General features: G+C 60.3%; 24 protein-coding genes. 10 read left to right on the top strand and 14 right to left on the bottom strand.

Going from position 1 to position 19218, the window contains the following annotated elements; genetic code table 11:
* Window positions 1–10: 10 nt before the first annotated feature.
* A complete protein-coding gene (gene larC / locus JNL86_00495; protein MBL8041380.1) occupies window positions 11–1219 on the bottom strand; it encodes a nickel pincer cofactor biosynthesis protein LarC in 1209 nt (402 codons plus the stop codon).
* A gap of 282 nt (window positions 1220–1501) precedes the next feature.
* On the opposite strand from larC, the gene JNL86_00490 reads away from it, so the two are divergent.
* Complete coding sequence (locus JNL86_00490) at window positions 1502–1954, top strand: hypothetical protein (protein ID MBL8041379.1); 453 nt, start codon at window positions 1502–1504, stop codon at window positions 1952–1954.
* A gap of 41 nt (window positions 1955–1995) precedes the next feature.
* Here JNL86_00490 and larB read toward each other — a convergent pair whose 3' ends face one another.
* Together larB and JNL86_00480 are read right to left on the bottom strand one after the other, a co-directional pair.
* Window positions 1996–2757, bottom strand: coding sequence for a nickel pincer cofactor biosynthesis protein LarB (gene larB / locus JNL86_00485; protein MBL8041378.1), 762 nt, complete (start codon window positions 2755–2757; stop codon window positions 1996–1998).
* Window positions 2754–3779, bottom strand: coding sequence for an NAD(P)-dependent glycerol-3-phosphate dehydrogenase (locus tag JNL86_00480; GenBank protein ID MBL8041377.1), 1026 nt, complete (start codon window positions 3777–3779; stop codon window positions 2754–2756). The genes larB and JNL86_00480 overlap by 4 nt, the downstream gene beginning before the upstream one ends.
* Before the next feature lie 143 nt (window positions 3780–3922).
* Between JNL86_00480 and JNL86_00475 the strand changes: the two genes are divergently transcribed.
* Window positions 3923–4285, top strand: coding sequence for a zinc ribbon domain-containing protein (locus tag JNL86_00475; protein ID MBL8041376.1), 363 nt, complete (start codon window positions 3923–3925; stop codon window positions 4283–4285).
* A gap of 1 nt (window position 4286) precedes the next feature.
* On the opposite strand, the gene JNL86_00470 is transcribed toward JNL86_00475, so the two are convergent.
* The 4 genes from JNL86_00470 to JNL86_00455 form a co-directional block, all read right to left on the bottom strand.
* Window positions 4287–5087 carry a hypothetical protein gene (locus JNL86_00470; GenBank protein ID MBL8041375.1) on the bottom strand — a complete coding sequence of 267 codons (801 nt, stop codon included), beginning with the start codon at window positions 5085–5087 and terminating at the stop codon, window positions 4287–4289.
* Window positions 5084–6328: a TIGR00300 family protein gene (locus JNL86_00465; GenBank protein ID MBL8041374.1), complete on the bottom strand. Its 1245-nt coding sequence runs from the start codon at window positions 6326–6328 to the stop codon at window positions 5084–5086. Before JNL86_00465 ends, JNL86_00470 begins: the two co-directional genes overlap by 4 nt.
* Before the next feature lie 102 nt (window positions 6329–6430).
* Window positions 6431–7483, bottom strand: coding sequence for a tRNA pseudouridine(13) synthase TruD (locus JNL86_00460; GenBank protein MBL8041373.1), 1053 nt, complete (start codon window positions 7481–7483; stop codon window positions 6431–6433).
* A 73-nt stretch (window positions 7484–7556) separates the two neighbouring features.
* Window positions 7557–7712: a hypothetical protein gene (locus JNL86_00455; protein MBL8041372.1), complete on the bottom strand. Its 156-nt coding sequence runs from the start codon at window positions 7710–7712 to the stop codon at window positions 7557–7559.
* Between JNL86_00455 and JNL86_00450 the strand changes: the two genes are divergently transcribed.
* Both JNL86_00450 and JNL86_00445 read left to right on the top strand, forming a co-directional pair.
* Window positions 7702–8265 carry a hypothetical protein gene (locus JNL86_00450; GenBank protein MBL8041371.1) on the top strand — a complete coding sequence of 188 codons (564 nt, stop codon included), beginning with the start codon at window positions 7702–7704 and terminating at the stop codon, window positions 8263–8265. The two genes, JNL86_00455 and JNL86_00450, sit on opposite strands and share 11 nt — an antisense overlap.
* A complete protein-coding gene (locus JNL86_00445; protein ID MBL8041370.1) occupies window positions 8262–9095 on the top strand; it encodes a metallophosphoesterase in 834 nt (277 codons plus the stop codon). Before JNL86_00450 ends, JNL86_00445 begins: the two co-directional genes overlap by 4 nt.
* Window positions 9096–9132: 37 nt before the next feature.
* Here JNL86_00445 and JNL86_00440 read toward each other — a convergent pair whose 3' ends face one another.
* Window positions 9133–9765, bottom strand: coding sequence for a HEAT repeat domain-containing protein (locus tag JNL86_00440; GenBank protein MBL8041369.1), 633 nt, complete (start codon window positions 9763–9765; stop codon window positions 9133–9135).
* Window positions 9766–9865: 100 nt separating this feature from the next.
* On the opposite strand from JNL86_00440, the gene JNL86_00435 reads away from it, so the two are divergent.
* Both JNL86_00435 and JNL86_00430 read left to right on the top strand, forming a co-directional pair.
* The gene (locus JNL86_00435; protein ID MBL8041368.1) at window positions 9866–10324 is read left to right on the top strand and encodes a MarR family transcriptional regulator; all 459 of its coding nucleotides are present in this window, start codon (window positions 9866–9868) and stop codon (window positions 10322–10324) included.
* On the top strand, window positions 10321–11079 hold the full coding sequence (locus JNL86_00430; GenBank protein MBL8041367.1) for a ribonuclease Z: 759 nt from the start codon (window positions 10321–10323) through the stop codon (window positions 11077–11079). The genes JNL86_00435 and JNL86_00430 overlap by 4 nt, the downstream gene beginning before the upstream one ends.
* A gap of 5 nt (window positions 11080–11084) precedes the next feature.
* Here the strand turns inward: JNL86_00430 and JNL86_00425 are convergent, their stop codons facing one another.
* Genes JNL86_00425 through JNL86_00410 form a run of 4 tightly spaced genes read right to left on the bottom strand, consistent with a single transcriptional unit; the run spans window position 11085 to window position 14438 of the window.
* Window positions 11085–11945, bottom strand: coding sequence for a transglutaminase family protein (locus JNL86_00425; protein ID MBL8041366.1), 861 nt, complete (start codon window positions 11943–11945; stop codon window positions 11085–11087).
* Between the two features lie 23 nt (window positions 11946–11968).
* Window positions 11969–12748, bottom strand: a complete 780-nt coding sequence (locus JNL86_00420) for an ABC transporter permease (GenBank protein MBL8041365.1) — start codon at window positions 12746–12748, stop codon at window positions 11969–11971.
* A gap of 29 nt (window positions 12749–12777) precedes the next feature.
* A complete protein-coding gene (locus JNL86_00415; protein MBL8041364.1) occupies window positions 12778–13749 on the bottom strand; it encodes an ATP-binding cassette domain-containing protein in 972 nt (323 codons plus the stop codon).
* Window positions 13749–14438 (bottom strand): LON peptidase substrate-binding domain-containing protein, encoded by a 690-nt coding sequence (locus tag JNL86_00410; GenBank protein MBL8041363.1) that lies wholly within the window; start codon window positions 14436–14438, stop codon window positions 13749–13751. Before JNL86_00410 ends, JNL86_00415 begins: the two co-directional genes overlap by 1 nt.
* Window positions 14439–14616: 178 nt before the next feature.
* Between JNL86_00410 and JNL86_00405 the strand changes: the two genes are divergently transcribed.
* The 3 genes from JNL86_00405 (at window position 14617) to JNL86_00395 (ending at window position 17506) form a co-directional block, all read left to right on the top strand.
* Window positions 14617–15756 carry a carotenoid 1,2-hydratase gene (locus tag JNL86_00405; GenBank protein ID MBL8041362.1) on the top strand — a complete coding sequence of 380 codons (1140 nt, stop codon included), beginning with the start codon at window positions 14617–14619 and terminating at the stop codon, window positions 15754–15756.
* A 70-nt stretch (window positions 15757–15826) separates the two neighbouring features.
* Window positions 15827–16879 (top strand): hypothetical protein, encoded by a 1053-nt coding sequence (locus JNL86_00400; GenBank protein MBL8041361.1) that lies wholly within the window; start codon window positions 15827–15829, stop codon window positions 16877–16879.
* An 18-nt stretch (window positions 16880–16897) separates the two neighbouring features.
* On the top strand, window positions 16898–17506 hold the full coding sequence (locus JNL86_00395) for a histidine phosphatase family protein (protein ID MBL8041360.1): 609 nt from the start codon (window positions 16898–16900) through the stop codon (window positions 17504–17506).
* Between the two features lie 14 nt (window positions 17507–17520).
* Here JNL86_00395 and JNL86_00390 read toward each other — a convergent pair whose 3' ends face one another.
* Window positions 17521–17997 carry a hypothetical protein gene (locus tag JNL86_00390; GenBank protein MBL8041359.1) on the bottom strand — a complete coding sequence of 159 codons (477 nt, stop codon included), beginning with the start codon at window positions 17995–17997 and terminating at the stop codon, window positions 17521–17523.
* A 106-nt stretch (window positions 17998–18103) separates the two neighbouring features.
* Between JNL86_00390 and JNL86_00385 the strand changes: the two genes are divergently transcribed.
* Window positions 18104–18460, top strand: coding sequence for a hypothetical protein (locus JNL86_00385; protein MBL8041358.1), 357 nt, complete (start codon window positions 18104–18106; stop codon window positions 18458–18460).
* Between the two features lie 61 nt (window positions 18461–18521).
* Here the strand turns inward: JNL86_00385 and JNL86_00380 are convergent, their stop codons facing one another.
* Window positions 18522–19142, bottom strand: a complete 621-nt coding sequence (locus JNL86_00380; GenBank protein ID MBL8041357.1) for a hypothetical protein — start codon at window positions 19140–19142, stop codon at window positions 18522–18524.
* Window positions 19143–19218 lie beyond the last annotated feature (76 nt).

Genomic DNA, 19218 nt, shown 5'->3' with positions numbered 1-19218 from the left:
CAGCGTCGACTCATGCGCGTTTCGTCGTCCGTTTCGTTCCGGCCTGCGTGCGCCGGAACGCCAGCATGGCCTCCTCTAAAATGTCCTTTACCGGCCTGCCGCTCTGTTCGGCAATGCGTTTGCAGTCGTCATACTCCGGAGCCGCCTTGCTCCGCCCCGGTTGATGATCCGCCACTTTGATCCGCACGTCACCCCCTTGAACCTGGACCGACGCAAAGCGTCGCGGCAGCACCCGCCGTTGGACGTCCTGCGTCCGAACGCCCAGCGCCGTGGTGTCGGAGAACAACACCGCCAACACCGCCTCGACCTGTTCTCGCGGAGCCAGCACGGACAGGACAGTCCCTGGCCGTCCTTTCTTCATGGTCACCGGCGCCAATGTCGCATCCACAGCCCCGGCGGCAAAGAGACGTTCGAATACCGTCTCATACACTTGCGGATTGAGATCGTCGAGGTTGGTGTGCAGTTCGACAATCGTTTCCACCGCGACGCCCGAGGCTGGCGCGTCGCCGATGAACACACGCAGCACATTGGCCCATTGCGCCGGGTCGGCGGTCCCTGCTCCATAGCCCACCCGACGAACCTGCATGGGTGGGAGACACTCGAAATCAGTCGCCAAGGTCCGCAACAACGCCATCCCCGTCGGCGTTGTCAGCTCTCGCTCAGGCCCCTTGGCATAAATCGGCACGCCGACCGCCAAGGCCGCCACGGCTGGTCCCGGCACAGGCAAGGCACCATGAGCCGACTGAAGCATGCCGGAACCGACATTGACAGCGGAGGCCGTCACACGTTGAATGTCGAGGAGGTGCAGGCCGAGGACCCCGCCGACGACATCGACAAATGAATCGATCACGCCCACTTCATGGAAATGCACGTGCGACGGCTCGACCCCGTGAGCTTTCCCTTCGGCATCAGCTAGGACATCGAATACCGCCTGACTCCGTTCTTTGACCACTGGCGGCAGGCCGCTCTTCCGAAGAATTTTGGCAATTTGTGACAGAGTTAACGGCGTGCGAAAGCCCTTGTCGATCAGCACATCGACTTTCGTCGCGCTGATGGCTCCGCGCTCGACTCTCTTTCGCGCCAGCCGGAAGCCATCGATCCTCAACGAGGTGAGTCCGCGCACGAGATCCTTGAATGGCAACCCCACATCAACCAGCGCGCCCAACGTCATGTCGCCGCTGATACCGGAAAAACAGTCGAAATGAAGATGCCTGGCCACGTCACTCCTACGATTCTGGATGCCGCGCAAACGAGCGGCATCTTACCGGAGCCGCACCCAGACAGCAATCATTCCGCTCGTTCATTGACAGCCCTGCGATGCTGTGTTATCCCCAATCAAAGAGACGTACTCCGCCGAACATTGCCTGCGATACCGAGGCCCATGACCGATCCAAGACCAATCCCCCCGTCCATCGCACGGCGCATGTCACAAGTCGTCACAGCCGGCCTCCTGTTGTTCATCGGGTGCCTCCTCCTGCCTGGAGGACCGCCTCCCGACGCCATGGCCAAGACCAAAACAAAAAGCAGCGTACCGCGCCCCGAGCCGGATCTGAAAATTCTGTCACTGCACACGGCTCCAATGCCCTACAAGCCACAGGATGGCGCCTTCCACTTCATCGCCACCGTGCAACTGCCGAAAGAGGTCGACGAGCAACTGATGCTGGAAGTCTCCGCCCTCGTCACGTCCTCCTCAATGACCTCGCTGCGCTTTCTCTCGATCCGACAGCCGGTGAACGAGCACGTGCAAACGACGCCGAGCGCCAACGGAGAAACGCCCCAGAAACACGTGCAGGTCGATCTCGCTTGGGACGGCCTGGATCACAACAGGCAGCAAGTACCGGTCGGATCGTATGAATATGAAGTGCGGGTCAAGCTGCTCAGTAACGGCGAGAAGGGCCAGCGCACCCAAATGCTGTCATGGCCCAAACGCGGCAAGATTCTGGTGAAGAACTAGACGGGCACAACCGCACAAACTCAGGGGTGCGCCCCTAACGGCTACTTCGTATCCGTCTCCCCCACCATGTTGATGCGGTGCGCCAGGCACCCGGCGCCAAAGCCGTTGTCGATATTCATCACCCCGACCCCGGCCGCACAAGAATTCAACATCGTCAACAACGCAGCCAAGCCCCCGAAATGCGCCCCATAACCACGGCTTGTCGGCACCGCAATCACAGGCTGCCGCACTAACCCGCCGACCACGCTCGGCAACACGCCGTCCATGCCGGCCGCCACAACCAGTACCCGCGCACCGTGCAACCGTTCCTGCTGACCGAGCAACCGATGTAACCCGGCGACTCCCACATCGTACAAGGTGTCGGTCTTGCTTCCCATGATATCGGCCGTCACGCGTGCCTCTTCGGCAACGGGAATATCGGCCGTTCCTGCGGTGACAATGAGCACTGAGCCTCGACGGACCAGCTTGGGCGGCGCGATCGCCACTACGCGCGCATCGTCGTGATAGGTGGCCCGCTTGCTGAGGCGCACCAGGGCCTTGGCAACGGACGGCTCCACCCGCGTCGCCAGCAAGGCCTTGTTCTTCCGCAGCAGAGTCTTGGCAATGGCCACGACCTGGGCGACCGTCTTCCCCTCGCAAAAAATGACCTCCGGAAATCCCTGACGAAGCGCTCGATGGTGATCGAGCGAGGCGAAGCCCAGATTTTCATACGGCAGGGTGCGCAATTGCTTGAGGGCCTCGGGCACCGCAAGGGTGCCTTGCTGCACGTTCGTCAGCAAGGCCCGTAACTGGTCTGGATTCATGACGGTGTTTTCTCTCCCTTGGCCTCGCGTTCCATCAGGTCACCGACCGCCCGACGACAAGACTTGTCGGCAAAGAGCACGGCATTCACCTCCTGCACAATCGGCATGTCCACGCCGCACCGCTGCGCCAATCCCAACGCGGCCTTGGCCGTTCGCACCCCCTCGGCGACCGCTTGCATACTCGCGAGAATCCCCTCCAGGCGTTCACCCCTGCCCAGCCGCACACCGACGGAGTGGTTGCGACTCAAGGGTCCCGTACAGGTCAGAATGAGATCCCCGACCCCGGAGAGTCCGTAAAACGTTCGCGGGTCCGCGCCCATGGCCACGCCAAGCCGAATCATTTCCGCCAGTCCGCGGGTAATCAAGGCGGCACGGGCGTTATGTCCGAGTTCAAGCCCGTCGACCACGCCGGCGGCCAGCGCCATGACGTTCTTCAACGCCCCGCCCAATTGGACTCCGATCAGATCATCATCGGCATAGACCCGAAAACTCGGCGTTATGAAGAGCGCCTGAATGGTTTTCACCAGGCCGTGGTCCCGGCCGGCCAAACAGAGCGCAGTTGGTTTTCCCTGACTGACTTCGCTGGCGAAGCTCGGCCCCGACAGGACCATCAGGGAATCCCGCAGATGGGACGGCAGCGTGTCCTGCATCACCTGCGTCATCAGGTCGAACGTTATCTCCTCGATGCCCTTGGTGGCGCTGACGAAGGGGACGGACTCCGGCAACAACGGTCCGATCCGGCCCAGCACGGGTCGCGCCACATGCGAAGGCACGGCAAACAGCACACAATCAGTTTGGGTCAGCGCCTCGGACAAGCCGTTGGTAGCCGTCAACGTGGCGGGAAGCCGCACACCGGGAAGATAGAGCGCGTTTTCACGCTGCTGCGCAATGCTGTGCACCACCTCCGGCTCATGGGCCCACAGGCTCACCGCCAACTGCTTTTCAGCCAGATGCTTGGCCAGTGCCGTGCCCCATGCTCCGGCGCCAACCACAGTCACCCGCATCATCGATGAGCGTTTCATGGTGGCGGATTATAGGAAGGGGTCTGGAAGGGTGTCAACGAATGCGCCACACGACCCAGACTGATCTCGGGGAATGCGCACGTCCCTACTGGAATTCCACCCGCACACAAGGTAGGCTGCACAGGCCAGTGGGGACGATCATCATGAAACCTTGCCCAGCCTGCGGACGCGCCCTACCCGAAATCAACCGCTACTGCACGCACTGCGGAGCAGGGGTGACATCCGATGCGGAGCGAACCACGACACCGGCGACGCCCGGCCCTACGCAAAAGGAGCAGCTCAATCTCACGATTCTCTACGGCATGGTCACCGTCTTGCTTGTGTCTCTCGTCATGCCGCCGTGGGAAACACCCCCGTCACAACCGGCAGCCTTCCTCGGCTTTCACTTCATTCTGTCTCCGCCGCGACCGGAGGCGATTGTCAGCCGGATGCTGCTCACGATCGAGCTCACCACGACGGCGATCGCGGGGCTGTACCTGTCGTTCCTGTTTCGCACGAAATCGTGAATCAATCCAAGGCGAGCGTCAGGCACTTGGCAGCGCCGCCCGACTTCATAAATTCGTCCAACTCCACGGCATGCGTACGATAGCCACGGTCGCGAAGGATCTGCATCGTACGGGGACAGCCGGCGGGGATGACCACATGCTTGCCGACACTCACGGCATTGCAGGCAAACCGAATCGCTTCCTCCTCGGGCACGGGAATCCGGCGCTCCTCCGGAATCCGCTCCATGATGGCGGCCAGCCCGTAGGCATCGAAGGCCGCGGGGAAATAGAGCAGCTCTCCGCCGGTGAGTGGACAGAAGCAGGTATCGAGATGGTAAAAGCGACCGTCGATGAGTTCCAGCGGAATAATTTCACGCCGGAACAGTTCACTCAATGTGGGAAAGGAACGGATATCTGTTCGCTGGCGATACCCGCCGAACCATGTATCCGGAAATCCCAACAGATCGCCCGCCCCTTCGAAGTAACTGGTCTTGTCCAACGTCAGAACATCGAAGCCCTGCGCACGAAACCATCGTTCGAAATACATCTCCTCTCGTTGCCGCTCCGGAAAACGGAACCGACTCACTAAGGCGCGGCGACCGACCACCACGCCGGCATTCGCCGTAAACACCAAGTCCGGCAGTCCCTCAACCGGCGGCATGCGTTCAATCCCCGCGCCGACATCCCGCTCGAGCACGTGCATCAATGCCTGCCATTGACTGACTGCGCGTGAGGGCACTACCGCGTTCGTCCGCCGCATCCAAGGATTGATCTCGTAGTCGATCTGGAAATACTCCGGGGAACACACCAGAAGCCGACTCATGGGCGCCACCCCAGAGTGCGGGCCAGTTCCTTCAGAAAGGACGCGGCGTCCATGACGAGGCCGACGGCCTGAAAACTACCTCGGTCGGCGAGTTTCGTCGGCACCGATGGATTCACATCGACACAGACCGTCGGGACCGTGGCCGGCAGCAGATTGCCGGTCGCAATGGCATGCAGCGTGGAGGCCACGAGCAACGCGAGCCCGACGCCCTGAACTTCCTCACGCATGGCTTGCTGGGCTTGCATGGAGTCCGTCAGCACGCCAGGCAGCGGCCCGTCATCGCGAATCGTTCCGGCCAACACCAGTTTGACGTTGCGCCGCACACAGGCGGCCATGATGCCTTCCGTCACCACACCGGAACGCACGGCCTGTTCGATCCCGCCGATGGCACGAATACGATTGATCGTTCGGAGATGATGCTCGTGCCCGTGCGGCACCGACCGCCCCGCTGTCAGTCCGTACCCGAGCGACGTCCCGTACAGCGTCGCTTCCATATCGTGCGCGGCCAGCGCATTGCCACAGAACAACACATGAATGTACTCGGCGTCGATCAACCACGTCAGCGCGTCACGGCCTCCGGCATGGACGATCGCCGGCCCTCCGGCACAGAGCACCTTCGCCCCCGGATGTCCCTGGCGGTGTCGTTCGCGCAGTGTCTGCATGCGTTGCGCAATATCCGCAATAACGGGCTGATGCGGACGCTCCGACGACACCACGGATTCCATGAAGCCAAACACATCGCGCACGGCGGGACGAGCAAGCGGCGTCACCCTGATGCCGTCTCTCCCGGTAACAATCAAGTCGCCCGGCTTCACGGCTCCCATGGGGACGGTCCAGGCTCGAGATTTCGCCGGATCGACACAAATCGCGACATCCATCTCCATGCCCTCCACCTCCACCCATTCGCCGTCCAGGCGAATCTGCGTGGGCATATGGGTCGTGGCATAAAACTCGTCCGGAAGAATGCCTGCGGCGGGGGCGGATTCGAACCGGCAATCTGCTTCACGTTCCAATGCAGCCCCGTGGGGCTGGATAGCCCGTAGGATTTCCGAGAGGCTACGGCCGGAAGGGGCGCGTATGACGATGCGGGCCTGCGACGGCGCCTCCCTAGTCGCGCCGATCTTGACGTCCTGAAGATCGAACGTGCCCCCCATCATCACAATCGTATCCAGGACCTTGGCCAGGATCAGGGAGTCGATGATGTGGCCCTGCAGGAAGACGGTTTCTTCGGATGGGGTCATGGTCGACCTCTCTGAGTCGCAGCGCCCCGGGAAGGACACACGAGGGATTCAGGTCCTCACACAGTCGATTTTACCATCTGCAGGAAGGAATGACGCAGGATCTCAACTTTCTTGCTTGACTACCTCTCGCAAGACGCTGGTGGCGTAGGACCCCGGGGGCAGCCAGAACGAGAGGGTCAGCACGGAACCGTCCAACGACCATTCCAAATCGTTGAGGCGCACGCGCAAGGCCCGCCGCTCGCCACGGAATCCGCACTCGGCCCCGGCTTGCGACAGCAGCTCAGGGGTGGTTCCCATATCAGCGATCACGGCCCGCTCAATGTCGCCGGGAACCCCGGCTGCCCACGGCGCGCGGGAGCCAAAGAGCGGCCCCGTCGGACTGATTTCGAAGCGATCGGCGCGTGGCTGTTCGACCTCCGGCTGTTCCACCGGAAAGCAGGCACCATTGTCGGTTTTCATCGCCCAATCACCCAGCCACACCTGGTCGATGCTCTCGATCCGCTTGGCGACGATCTGATTGAACACGTGCGACTGATAGGCATTCATAAACCAGATGCGCTTGTCTCGCGGCATCTTGTTGCGCCGTGCCGGATCCTGGAGCAGTTCGGCGCCCAACTGAAAGTTCGTGCCCGAGCGCCCTTGGCGCTGAGGGCCAAAGTAGTTTGGGACTCCACGCTGAACCAGTTCATCGAACAACTGTTGCAGCAACGCGTCGCTCCCCTCGCGCACATCCCTCACCACTAACCGGAAGTGATTGCCCGCATGGTGCCCCTTACGGAGACGATTGCGATGCCTCCCTAGAATCTCCACGCTGAGCAACCGATCGTCAGTCGGGACGGCCGCCACAGTCTCGGCCGTCACCCCCTGCACCGACAACATCTGTGTCGTCACCGCCTGCGCATCTTTCAATCCGGCGACACCGATGGATTTGGCCTTGACGTGAAGTTGCGAGGATAGGCGAGACAATAAATCTGGCGTGGAGAGTCCCCGTTTCTTGATGCGGATGTACAGATGCTCACCCTGCCCGCATGGCAGATAAAGCGGCCGCTCTTCGACGCAAAAGTCCTCGGGACTGCTGCGAATCCGACCACCCAAGGCGGGAACCGACGCGGTGAGATAGGGCAGGGAATGATCGAGCCATGACGGGGTCGGCATGAAATTCCTTCTCGTTACACACTATGCACAATTGACGGCATTTGAGTGGGCGACAGGACCACCCGTGTTATACTCACCGCATGTTCGCTTCGACGCCGATTTCCGGCATGTCTATCACATCCTGCTGCAGGAGGTTGTTCCAGCGGTACGCAGCCGCCTCGCTCCTCTGCTGCGCGATCGCGGCGGCCCTGGCACCTTCCGCCCAGGCCGCAACCAGAATGAACGGCATCGACGTCTTCGCCCAACTGACGCAGCATATCAAACGCCAGGCGGATACCGACAAACAGGCCTTCGCCGTGGCCAGCCAATGCATGACCTGGTTCTACCACCAGCTGCGGCACAAACCGGCCCCGCCCGCCGTGCAGCACATTGCCTGGAATGGACGTTGGCCTCAGGCCATCGCCGAATCACAAGGGGACGATGCCGCCGGCTGCCGCACCAAATATCCCGGGGGCATCGATGCCGTCCGCACCGATTTCCAACGTACCCAGGCGTTTCTCTCACTCACGCTGACGTTTTACGAATTTGCCCTCGTCGGGGACGGGGACGACAATTCTAGCTATAGCGCACGAGAGTTGCACGACATCCTTGCGGCCCTCAATCTGGCCGCCGAACCATCGCTGGGACCGGATGTCCATCTGCGATCGCTCACATCCCAATTCGATTCCCTGCACGAAACCCGAGGAATGGAAGCGCTCATGACCGGCATGGGCAAACTGTACGACCAAGGGTATCGTGTCACCACCGCAGACAAAGCACACCTGAACCGAGTGATGGAATGATCTCGTCTCTGATGCGATGGCAGGAGCTGGCACGCGTCTGGATCGGCCACTGGCTGAGCCGCCCCTGCCACCATCTCTTCAATCTCATGCCCGGTCTGGAGATCGGTCTCTCGACACCGGAGGTCACCCGGCTCGCTCTGATCCATCCCCCACTAGCCGGTCGACGCGCCGTCCATTTGAGCGACTTGCACCTGGACCGCTACCGCCCCCGGCATCGCGCCCTGGTCCGCACCGTGGCCGAGCTGAAGCCCGATTGGATCTTCATTACCGGCGATCTCGTCAACGTCCGCGGCGGTTTGCCGCATCTGCTTCGTTTTTTGACCGAACTGCGGAGACTGGCGCCGGTCTTCGTCACCCTCGGCAACCATGATCACTACAGCGGCATTCGCTTGGATGAGTTCGCCGAACACTTTGATCGCCGCAAGGTGACGTTGCTGCTCAACCAAGTCACGTTTCTCCCGATGGAAGTCGGCGAACTGGCCATCGTCGGGCTCGATGACCCGTCACTCCACCGGGCAGATCTCCGCTGCATTCCGTCACAGCGACCAGGACGGTTCACCCTGGTCCTCGCGCACGCGCCGAATATTCTCGATCAGCTCACCCCGCAACACCAGGCCGACCTCACTCTGTGCGGACACAGCCACGCCGGACAATGGCGGATTCCGTACGTCCCCACGTTCTGGTTGCCGCCAGGTTGCCATGGGCGCACCAGTGGCATGTACGAGAAACATGGCCATCGCCTGTACGTGAATCGTGGACTTGGCTGGTCGGTCATCCCGATGCGGATGAATTGCACGCCCGAAATCCTGCTGCTCGAGTGGGCGGCCTAATCCATCGCCTTCCGACACGCGAGCCAATTACTATCCTTCAGCGAATGCGCTCCAGCGCCTCACGCGCGCGGCTCCGCACCGTTTGATCCCAATCTTCCTTGCTGACATACGCCAACTTCTCTTTGGCAGCAGCGGCGCGTAACCGCCCGAGCCCCAAGGCGGCGCTGGACCGCACGTAGGCATGATCGTCTTCCAATGCCGCCAACAGATACGGCACGACCGTGTCATCTCCGATCACGCCCACGTGACTGGCCGCCATGCCACGCACGTGATGCTGCTTATCGCCCAGGGCACGCGTGAGCGTGGTGAGAAAGACCTCCTGCAGTTGCGGCGCAATCTCCTCAAGCCCTTCGCGGCGATACTCGTTGACTTCGATCAGGGCGAACGCCACCTTGAGGCGCTTCTCTGCCACGGTCTGTTTCTCGAACAAGGTGATCAGCCTTGTGCGATCGCGCTTCTGCTGACGCCGCCCGCGAAGCTTGCCGACCAGCACCCAAACGACGACACACACAATCGTCATCGCGGCCGCCAGCGGCAGGGCCTGATCGAGAATGAGGTCTTGCGCGTCCGGGGATAGACGTTTCCAGATCCAGACGCCGGACACCACCATGCCCAGCAGGATGAAGATGGTGGTCACATTGGCCTGACCGGATTGTGTGTGACGAGCCATGGCAGGCGACATGATAGGGGGCTGGTCCCAGTGGCGTCAACGCGGCGCAGGCCGACGACTCTTGACAGTGCCCCTCCCGGATGACTAGGCTTCGCCCGCGATGGACCTCCCCGATTTAAAAGATGATCCACATCTCAAAGTGCTCCGTCCGCTGGTGGAGACGTATCTCGCGTTTTCACGACTGGATAACCGCCATGTGCGCGCGCTCCGGCTCACCCCTTCGCAATTCGATGTCATCGCCACGCTGGGGGACACCAAGGGCCTGACCTGTGCAGAACTCTCTACTGCCACCCTCGTCACGAAAGGAACGCTGACCGGCGTGCTCGACCGCCTGGAGGCCAAGGGATTGATTCGACGCACGCCGGTGGCCGACGATCGCCGCAGCACCAGGATATGTCTCACCGCCAAGGGGGACCGGCTCTTTCAGAAAACCTTCGCCTCACACATCGCGTTCCTTCGTCCCTTCTTTCAGCGTGCCCTGACATCCGCCGAAGCCGATCAGTTGCGCACGCTCCTCCTTCGGCTGCAGCGGAGCCTGCACGGGACGCCCGGCACATGATCCGCGTCACGGTCTTGGGCTCCGGCACCAACGTCCACCCCACCCGCGCCGCAGCCGGATACCTCGTGCAAACCGATCACACCTTTCTCCTGGACTTCGGACCACGCACACTGACCAATCTGATCAAGAGCGGCGTCGATCGCCACCGGATCACCCACATTCTCTTTTCTCATTTCCACGCGGACCATTTTGCCGACTTCATTCCCTTCTTTTTCGATGCCGTCATCTACTGCAAATATCAGGGCGGACAGCGACCACCGCTGACCCTCATCGGGCCCCGGGGAACCGCAACCCTGATGCGGGCGATGATGACGACATTCCCCAGCTTCGATCGCCCGCCGTTCCGCGTGACGATTCGAGAAGTCTCCGACCGGAGTTTTCGGCTCGGCGACACTCGTATCAGGCCAGCCACGGTCAAGCACGCACCGCGGCTTCATTGTGTCGGCTACCGGATTGAGTACCAGGATCACGTCGTGGCCTATTCCGGCGACTCGCTCTACTGTGACAGCCTGGTGAAGCTCTGTCGCGATGCCGATATCGCTATTCTGGACTGCTCATTTCCCGAAAACGAACCGGGTGCCGGACATCTCCACGCCGGGGAATGCGGACGAGTGGCCCAGGAAGCCGGCATCGACCGACTGGTGTTGTCGCATTTTTATCCAATTGCCGAGCAGTACGATGTCCGTGCACAGGCCGCGAGCTACTTCTCCGGGCGAGTTCGAATGGCGAAGGATCTGCTGCTCGTCACAGGCTAGGCAGCCTAGAGCCCTTCTTCGCGCTGTTCGCAACCGAGGATCTCAATGAATCGCGGCAGGCGATATTTCTTCAGTGGCTCGTCGAGCTTACTGTAAATCGCCAGTAGATTCTTAATCATCCGGGCAAGGATGGCCCTGGTAGGACTCTTCTGCAGGAACCGGTCTTCAAATCCATAGCCGGCTTCGGTCAAAAACCGGGCACAATTTTTCTCCGTCAGGAGCGCGCCCCCGTTAAAACAGTCGATGAAGATTTTGTACCGATCTGAATCGAACTTGACGAGGAAGTGGCCAGGCATCCCGATGCCATGGACAGGGAGTTGCAACCGTCGACCGATCAGCAAGTAGACGGTCGATAGACTGATGGGAATGCCCGTTCGCCGGTCGATGACACAGTTCAGATAACTGTTCTCGACCTCGTAATAGTTCTTGGTGTTCCCTTTGAACCCGGCCTCGGTGAACAGGTACCGGTTGAGCGCCTTGACGGTCTCCTCACCCGACACCCGCGAGCCGATCTGCTCCCGGACATCCTGCGCCATGTGATCCAGCTGCCGCTGGTAGGCCTGCACATCCAGCGAAGGGTAGGCATACCTCGCGAGGAGAAAGGCGCCTCGTTCGAGATCTACCTGCTCGTCCGGGAGGGCAATGAGATCTCGGAAGTCTTCCTCCAGCTTCGTGCCGCGGATCTCCTCCAACACAGTGACGATCCGGTCGGCCATCTCCGGCTGCTCGATCTCCGCTTCCTGCAGGAGCGGCACAGCGGAGTCACCGTAATCGATCAGCTTTCCGCTGATCGTCTTCACGATGCGTTCATCCTCGTCACCGAGGAGCCGGATCAATGCGCGGATTTGACTTTCGTTCACGAACATGGAGCCACCACAGTGCCGAGCATCTACCCGATCGCCCGTCGGAAGGCACGCGCACCACCATACAGGCACAGGGCGTCGAACAGCACCATCACGCCGATGACCATTCCGACATGGGGCAAGGCCTCGGCCCACCCCTGGAGGATCAAGGGCCGCACGGCATCGATAGCCCAGGTCATGGGATTAAATTGGGCCAGAAAACCCATCCACCCCGGCATAGCCGTCAGGGGCACCAACGCCGAGCTCAAGAAAATCATCGGCAGGGAGAGAAACCCAAGCACCGAAAAGAAATCGCCGTGGCTTTTCACGGAAAACGCCATCGCCATGGAAATGGCCGTTAAGCCGACTCCGAACATCATGCCGATCAGCAAAATCGCCGCCACCCCAAGCAAGCCGGTGACCGGCTGGACCCCGAACAACCAGGCGACCCCGAGGATCACCAACACCTGCAACGAGGTGATGGTCGTCACGAAGATGAAGCGGCTCAGAATCACCGAGGTGCGATGAATGGGCGTGGACATCAACCGTTCGAGAAATCCATTTTCTTTATCGAACAGTAAATCGACTCCACCGGCTAACCCGTTGTTGAGCACCGTCATGACGACGACACCAGCGGTGAGGAAGCTGATATAGCTCGAGGATTGCGTCACTTGGAGGTCGGCGGCTCGTTGGAACAAATTGCCGAAGAAAATGAGCCAGAACAACATGGGCTGGACGAGGGTGAACAGCATGCTGAACTTTTCCCGGCTCAGCCGCCGGACCCACCGCATCGTCAACGCCCGGATCTCTTGTGAATATTCGTTCATACCCTATTCTGACCGCTCCTTGCGGGCGCTTATGCGTCTTCCGTTTTCGGCTGGTCGTCTTTGATGGACCGTCCGGTGTGCGCGATAAACACGTCATCCAGCCGCGGCCGATGATAATCGATGAACTCCAGCTGACAGGTCAGACGGTTCGCGGCTTCAAGAATTGCGGGCAAGGCCTTCTCCGGAGAATCGACCCGAATGTCCAGCCCGGTGGCCGTCGTCGTGACCGCCCGAATGGCCGGAAGATTCTTCACGGCCGCCGCCAATTGTTCCACTCGCTCGTGCTCCCGCACGGTCAGGGATACCAGGTCACCGCCCAGGCCGACCTTTAATTCGGTGGGGGCCCCAAGAGCCTTAATCCTCCCCCCGTCAATGATCGCGATCCGATCGCACAACTGATCGGCCTCATCCAGATAGTTGGTGGTCATGACCACCGTGATACCTCGTTCACGCATCGCTCGCACGTGGTCCCAAATGCGTAACCGGCTTTGCACATCCAACCCCAATGTCGGCTCGTCCAGGAACAGAACCTTGGGATCGGGCAACAATCCACAGGCGATGTCCAGCTTTCGCTTCATCCCGCCGGAATAGGTCTTGGCGGGTCGGTCGGCCTGTTGTTCCAGTTCAACCAATTTCAGCAGTTGGGGAATGCGTGTCGCCGCGACCTCGGGAGACAAGTGGTAGAGGTCGGCCAGTAACTCCAGATGCTCCCGTCCGGTGAGAAACCGATCGATGGCCCGCTCCTGCGGAACATACCCGATGGTTTGTCGCACGCGATCGGCATCCGTGACTGAATCTAACCCGAAAATGCGGGCCGAGCCGGAGGTCGGATTGAGCAGGGTGATCAGAATGCGAAGGGTGGTACTCTTGCCGGCGCCGTTCGGGCCGAGCAGGCCGAAAATTTCCCCGGTATAGACCTGAAACGACAGGTCCTCGACGGCCCGGACCTTGTCGTAGGTCTTCCCGAGATGTGACACGTCTATGGCAACCGGCCGCGACATCAGCCCCAGCCTCCGGCGCCCCGCCGTTCCGCCAATTTGAATTGGATCAGATCACTGAGACGACGGGCCTGCTGAGCCACATGTTCCGCCTCCAACAGAAACTGTTTTTCAAGCGGCGTGCAGTCCAGGTAGGTCGACAACGAGTTCACGAAGACTTCGTCGCCCACATCGGGGCGGATCAAGCTGTGCAACGGCGAGGCCTCCTCATCCGCATTGAGATATTCCTCAAGCACATCCATCAGATACCGGCGCAACGCCGGCTCGAGCGCAACAACTCCACTGCGCGGCTTTAAGGTAATACGGGCTTCGCGATAACTTTTATCAAAAAACTCTTCCTGGATTTCGTAACGCTCAAGTCCCTGCAAGAGAATATTCGATCGACCATCGGCCAGAGCCTGCACACTTGCCAACCGCCCGACGCAGCCGACAGAAAAGATCGGGGGATTGCCCTCGTACTGTTCCTCCCACCCTTCCTTCAATAGGGCCATCCCGATACATTGCCCTCCCGCCGCTGCATCCGCTACCATTTGGCGGTACCGTGGTTCGAAGACATGTAAGGGGAGATAGGTTTTCGGGAAGAAGACCACGTTGGGAAGCGGAAAGAGGGGAATGCGTTCCGGAACGGGAAAGGGCTGTGCTTTTCCCGCCAACTCCCGACTCGAAGGCTCACGTTCAGGCTCAAGAAACATGGCTCACGATAGCTGATGCTTTTCCATGTTGTCAACGCTGCCGCCGCCCTGCTTCACGGTCGCAAGCATCAGAAAACCATCATGAATACTGGCGTTTCATCATCTGTCCATCAAAAAAGACCGTGCCGACACGCAAGCCACACCTTCACCGACACCGGCTCCAACCGGTAAGCCGACCATGACGAAATTCTCCCTCGCCTACATCACCCTGGTGCTCCTACCGGCAAGCTGGACAGCCTTTACCCCGGCATCAATCGCAATGGACGGCGCCTCGGATTCCTTCGACATCGCCGCGCCGGGGTACCAGTATCAATTTCCCCAGGACCATGCCGCACACGAACGCTTTCGCACCGAATGGTGGTATTACACCGGCCAGCTCACCAGTTCGGCCGGCCGCCGCTTCGGGTTCCAACTGACATTTTTCCGCCGAGGTATTCCCCCTGAACAGGTCCGAACCCGGCCCTCTCAATGGTCTATCCAACAACTGTATCTGGCGCATGTGGCACTAACCGACCTAGAGAACGGACGCTTTCTCTATGCGGACAAACTGAGTCGCGCGGGACTCGGCAAGGCCGGAGCAGAGACGGACAGACTGCACGTATGGATCGACCGCTGGTCCCTTTCGAGCACGGAGGATCCTCCTCTACGGCAGAAGCTGGCGGCCGCGACCGATGCCTTCGCGATCGATCTGTCGCTGACTCCCGCCAAACCTCCGGTCGTGCATGGGCAGAACGGGGTGAGCCGCAAAGGCCCAGCCACCGGACAGGCCTCACACTACTACTCACTGACCCGCCTCACCACCGACGGCCATATTCGCCTGGGGGCTGACACCTTTGCGGTCACCGGCCTCGGCTGGATGGATCATGAGTTCGGCTCGGCCGACCTGGCAGACAACATCGTAGGGTGGGACTGGTTCAGCCTGCAGTTGAACGATTCAACCGAGTTGATGTGGTATTCCCTCCGGCATGCCGACGGATCACCAGACCCGGCATCCGGCGGCACCCTCATCCTGGCTGACGGTCAATCTCGCCCACTGACGTTCCAAGACCTGACGGTGGAGCCCCTCGCACATTGGACCAGTCAACGATCAGGGGCTCGGTACCCCCAACGCTGGCGGCTCACAGCGCCGTCGATCGGATTACACTTGGATGTGGTCTCACAACTCGCCGATCAGGAATTGGACACCGCGCACAGCACACAGGTGACCTATTGGGAAGGGGCGGTGTCCGCGACCGGTCAAGCACGAGGAGCCCCTGTCACCGGCAACGGCTATGTCGAAATGACCGGGTATGCCGAACGGTTTCGTCAGAAATTGTGAGCGTCCTGCACCATGCGTCTCTGTCTCTCCTTGACTCGGTCGCAACGCTATGGTTAGGTCTGCGGCCACTGTGATGTCCTTACGAACTCGACTGACAACCCTCCTCCGGCGATCCGTCTGCCTCGTCGGTCTCTTCCTGTTGGCCTGCGGCTCACGTGAATCGGCCGTGGTGTCGATTGCGCTCCATCCGTCCAACCCCAACATCGTCTACGTGGCCACGAACGATGCCGTGCACAAGACGCGTGACGGCGGCGCGACATGGGAGCAGTTCCCCGCGTTCACCGCCCGGCGCGTCACGACCCTCGCGATCGACCCGAAACTTCCCGCCACGGTGTATGCCGGCACCATGGGCGACGCCATCTACAAGAGCCCTGACGGTGGGCAACACTGGCTTCCGCACAATGTCGGACTCAAAGAGCATGTGTCCTTCATCAATGAAATCATCTTCCATCCGGACAACACCGAACTGATCTATCTCGCAACCACTGTCGGGGCCTTCATCTCCAAGAATGGAGGGCGGGAATGGGAAGAACGCATGGCGGGCATGAAGGAGGTCCACATCGTCACGTGCATCACCATGGACCACCAACATCCCCGCGTTCTGTACGCGGGGACGACCGGTGGAACCTATCGCAGCGAAGACGGCGGCAGCTTCTGGCAGAAGAAGAATCAGGGGCTCATTCCGGAGGAGGTGCTGAACGCGGCCATGGCGCTCGGGGTAAATATGCTGGCCGTCGATCCACGACAGTCCGAGATCGTTTACGCCGCTACGACGAAAGGACTCTTTCGGTCCACTGATCAGGCGGAGCATTGGACGGAAATTGGACAGGGGCTGTCGAATCAGTTTGTCAGTGCGCTGGCCCTGCATCCGACCGACCCGAACATCCTCTACATCGGGGGGCCTGACGGCATTCGCAAGACGGTCGACGGAGGGAAAACCTGGCAGCCGAAGAATCAAGGGCTGACGACACTGAACATCCGCACTATCAGTATCAGCCCGAGCAACCCCGAGGTGCTCTATCTCGGCACCAACGGCAGCGGACTCTACCGATCCACCGATGGTGGGCAGAACTGGGCACCGATTCCCCTGACCAGTCCCACCCAAACACCGCCCAAGGCCTAACATCCAACAGGATTACCTATGCCAAGGCTGCTGCTCATTCGCCATGGAGAAACCGACTGGAATCGATCCGGGCAGGTGATGGGCGATCAACCGATTCCCCTCAACGCCAACGGGGAACAGCAGGCTCGTGCCTGCGCCGAGCTGTTGGCGCTGACACCGATCACGGAGATCTTCACTAGTCCTGTGCTTCGCGCCGCGCAAACGGCCGACATCCTCGCCCTGGCTCATGCAACTCGCCCACGGCACCTGGCCGGGTTGCGTGAAATCGGAGTCGGCGATTGGATCAATCGCTATTGGAAGGACTTCGCTGAGGATCCGGCTAAGCGAGACTGGTATACCCACCCGGACCGGGCCAGACCATCCGGCGGTGAAACGCTGCGGGAAGTTCAGGAGCGGGCGGTAGCCGCCATCGAGCAGGCGCTGCCCCCGACGCAAGAGGCAACCTACGCCGTGGTGTCACATGGCGACGTCATTCGGGCACTGCTCGCCCATTACCTCCGACTCGACCTGCGTGCCCTGCGCCATGCACGCATCGATCACGCGGGGGTGAGCGGCCTCGAACTGACCGAGACCGCGACGCACCTGCTGTTTCTCAATCATCGCCCCGGTGCCGACAGGCTCACCTGAGTGATACCGGATTCTTAGTGAGCGGACGTGGCCTCCGAGCCCTTCCCATAATAGCGGCTGCCGTACCGCTTCAGCTCCTCGGACAAAGCCGTCCATTCCTCAGCCGTCAACAACGACTTCATCTTGAACCGGAGTCCGAGAATTTTCGCAGCCGAGCGCATCCGGTCATTGTTGAGTTCGTCGAGGATTTTGGTGAATTCCTCCGGCGAGGCAGAATAGTTGGCATTCAACTCGTAGAGTGCACGATGAGATTGGCGGTGATGCTCACGGGCCGACTTGATCTCCGTGATCATCTCCCCCATCACCACATTGACCTGCTTGACCGTCTCCGGATTTTTCACGTGCTTATCAATCAGGCCGCTGACATCCTGAGACGCTTTACTCCAGTAGTAGTCTCCTTTTCCATGCTCGTAGCTCCCGTGATGGTGGGAACAGCCGGTCAACCCGACGACAAGGACTCCGACGAGGACCAACAAGGATCGATACTTCATGAACCACCTCCGTGAGAAAAAATGACTCCCTCTACAAAACGCATTGCGCAACGGCGCGCTCCTCCCGTAAGCTCCCGAGTCGTGACCTGAGACAAGGAGAAGCGACATGGGTGAGGAAACGGGGCGCCAACTAGGATCGGGGACCATTGAGTCGCTTCGGGAAGAATTCCGTGGACACCTCGCCCTGTTTTACAGTCGTCTCAAACTGGCCGCCCCCTATGACAGCGTCGAAAAGGCCCTGGGAACCCTGACCAAGACGCTCAAAGCGTTGCCGCCCGAGGAGCTGAACCGATTGACCTCGGACACCGCACAACGATGGACTCATTTTCGAGTGGCGTTTGTCGAATCGGGCCTGAATCTGAAGCATCGCGGCATCATTGCCGGCCTAGCCCAATCGGAAACCTCCTTGGACCTTCCTGAGGAGTTCAACCACCTGCTCAACCTCTACCGTCGCCCCTCGTAATCCGATTGACGAGAGCAACGCCTACGCGCGCAGTCCCTTGCCCCCTAGCAGCTACTGCAGGCTACGCGGCCCGTTCATGTTCGACGGCAATCGCCTTCAGCTCCCCATACACGAGCATCAAGCGCGTATTCTCGATGCGATAGGCCACTGTGACCGTCAACAAGCCAAATGCCACCACGATGAGCCCAACCCCCGTCACACCGATACCCAGCAGGATGCTCCCCAGCGAGTCGAGCCCGCCCTGAATTAGATAGGTCATCACGAAGCCCAGAGTGCCGAACCCCACAAGGCTGAACCAGAGAAACGTGAGGATCGACGAGGACCACGGCACCCGCTTGGTACAGACCAACCGAAGCCCCTCCCCCTCGGACACCAATTCGATGCAGCCTTTCAATGGCCACGCCGTACGGAAGCGCATGGAGAACAGGCGATGCGTGGGCCTGATGACCATTCGATTCACTTCGGGAAAGACCCGGGCCACTCCATGCGGCAAGCTCAAAAATCCGTTCTGGTCGAACGCGCGCAAGAGCTTCGGCAGGGTGAGTGCATTGAACCGATCCTGCATTCGCCCGATGCCATACCCATACCGGCAGGCATCGGATGAGAGGCAGGTATAGTACATCCAGTCACCGACGATCAGGCCGATGAACAACACTATGGCGAACGCGCCGGCTAAAATCATACGCGAAACTTCCCACAGGGCTTCTCGGAGAATCAAGCCCGAACCATCTGCGCACACGTTGAAAAACCTCAGGAAC

It is taken from the genome of Nitrospira sp. (assembly GCA_016788885.1).
Classification (GTDB): domain Bacteria; phylum Nitrospirota; class Nitrospiria; order Nitrospirales; family Nitrospiraceae; genus Nitrospira_A.
This window is presented reverse-complemented; position numbering and strand designations above follow the sequence as displayed.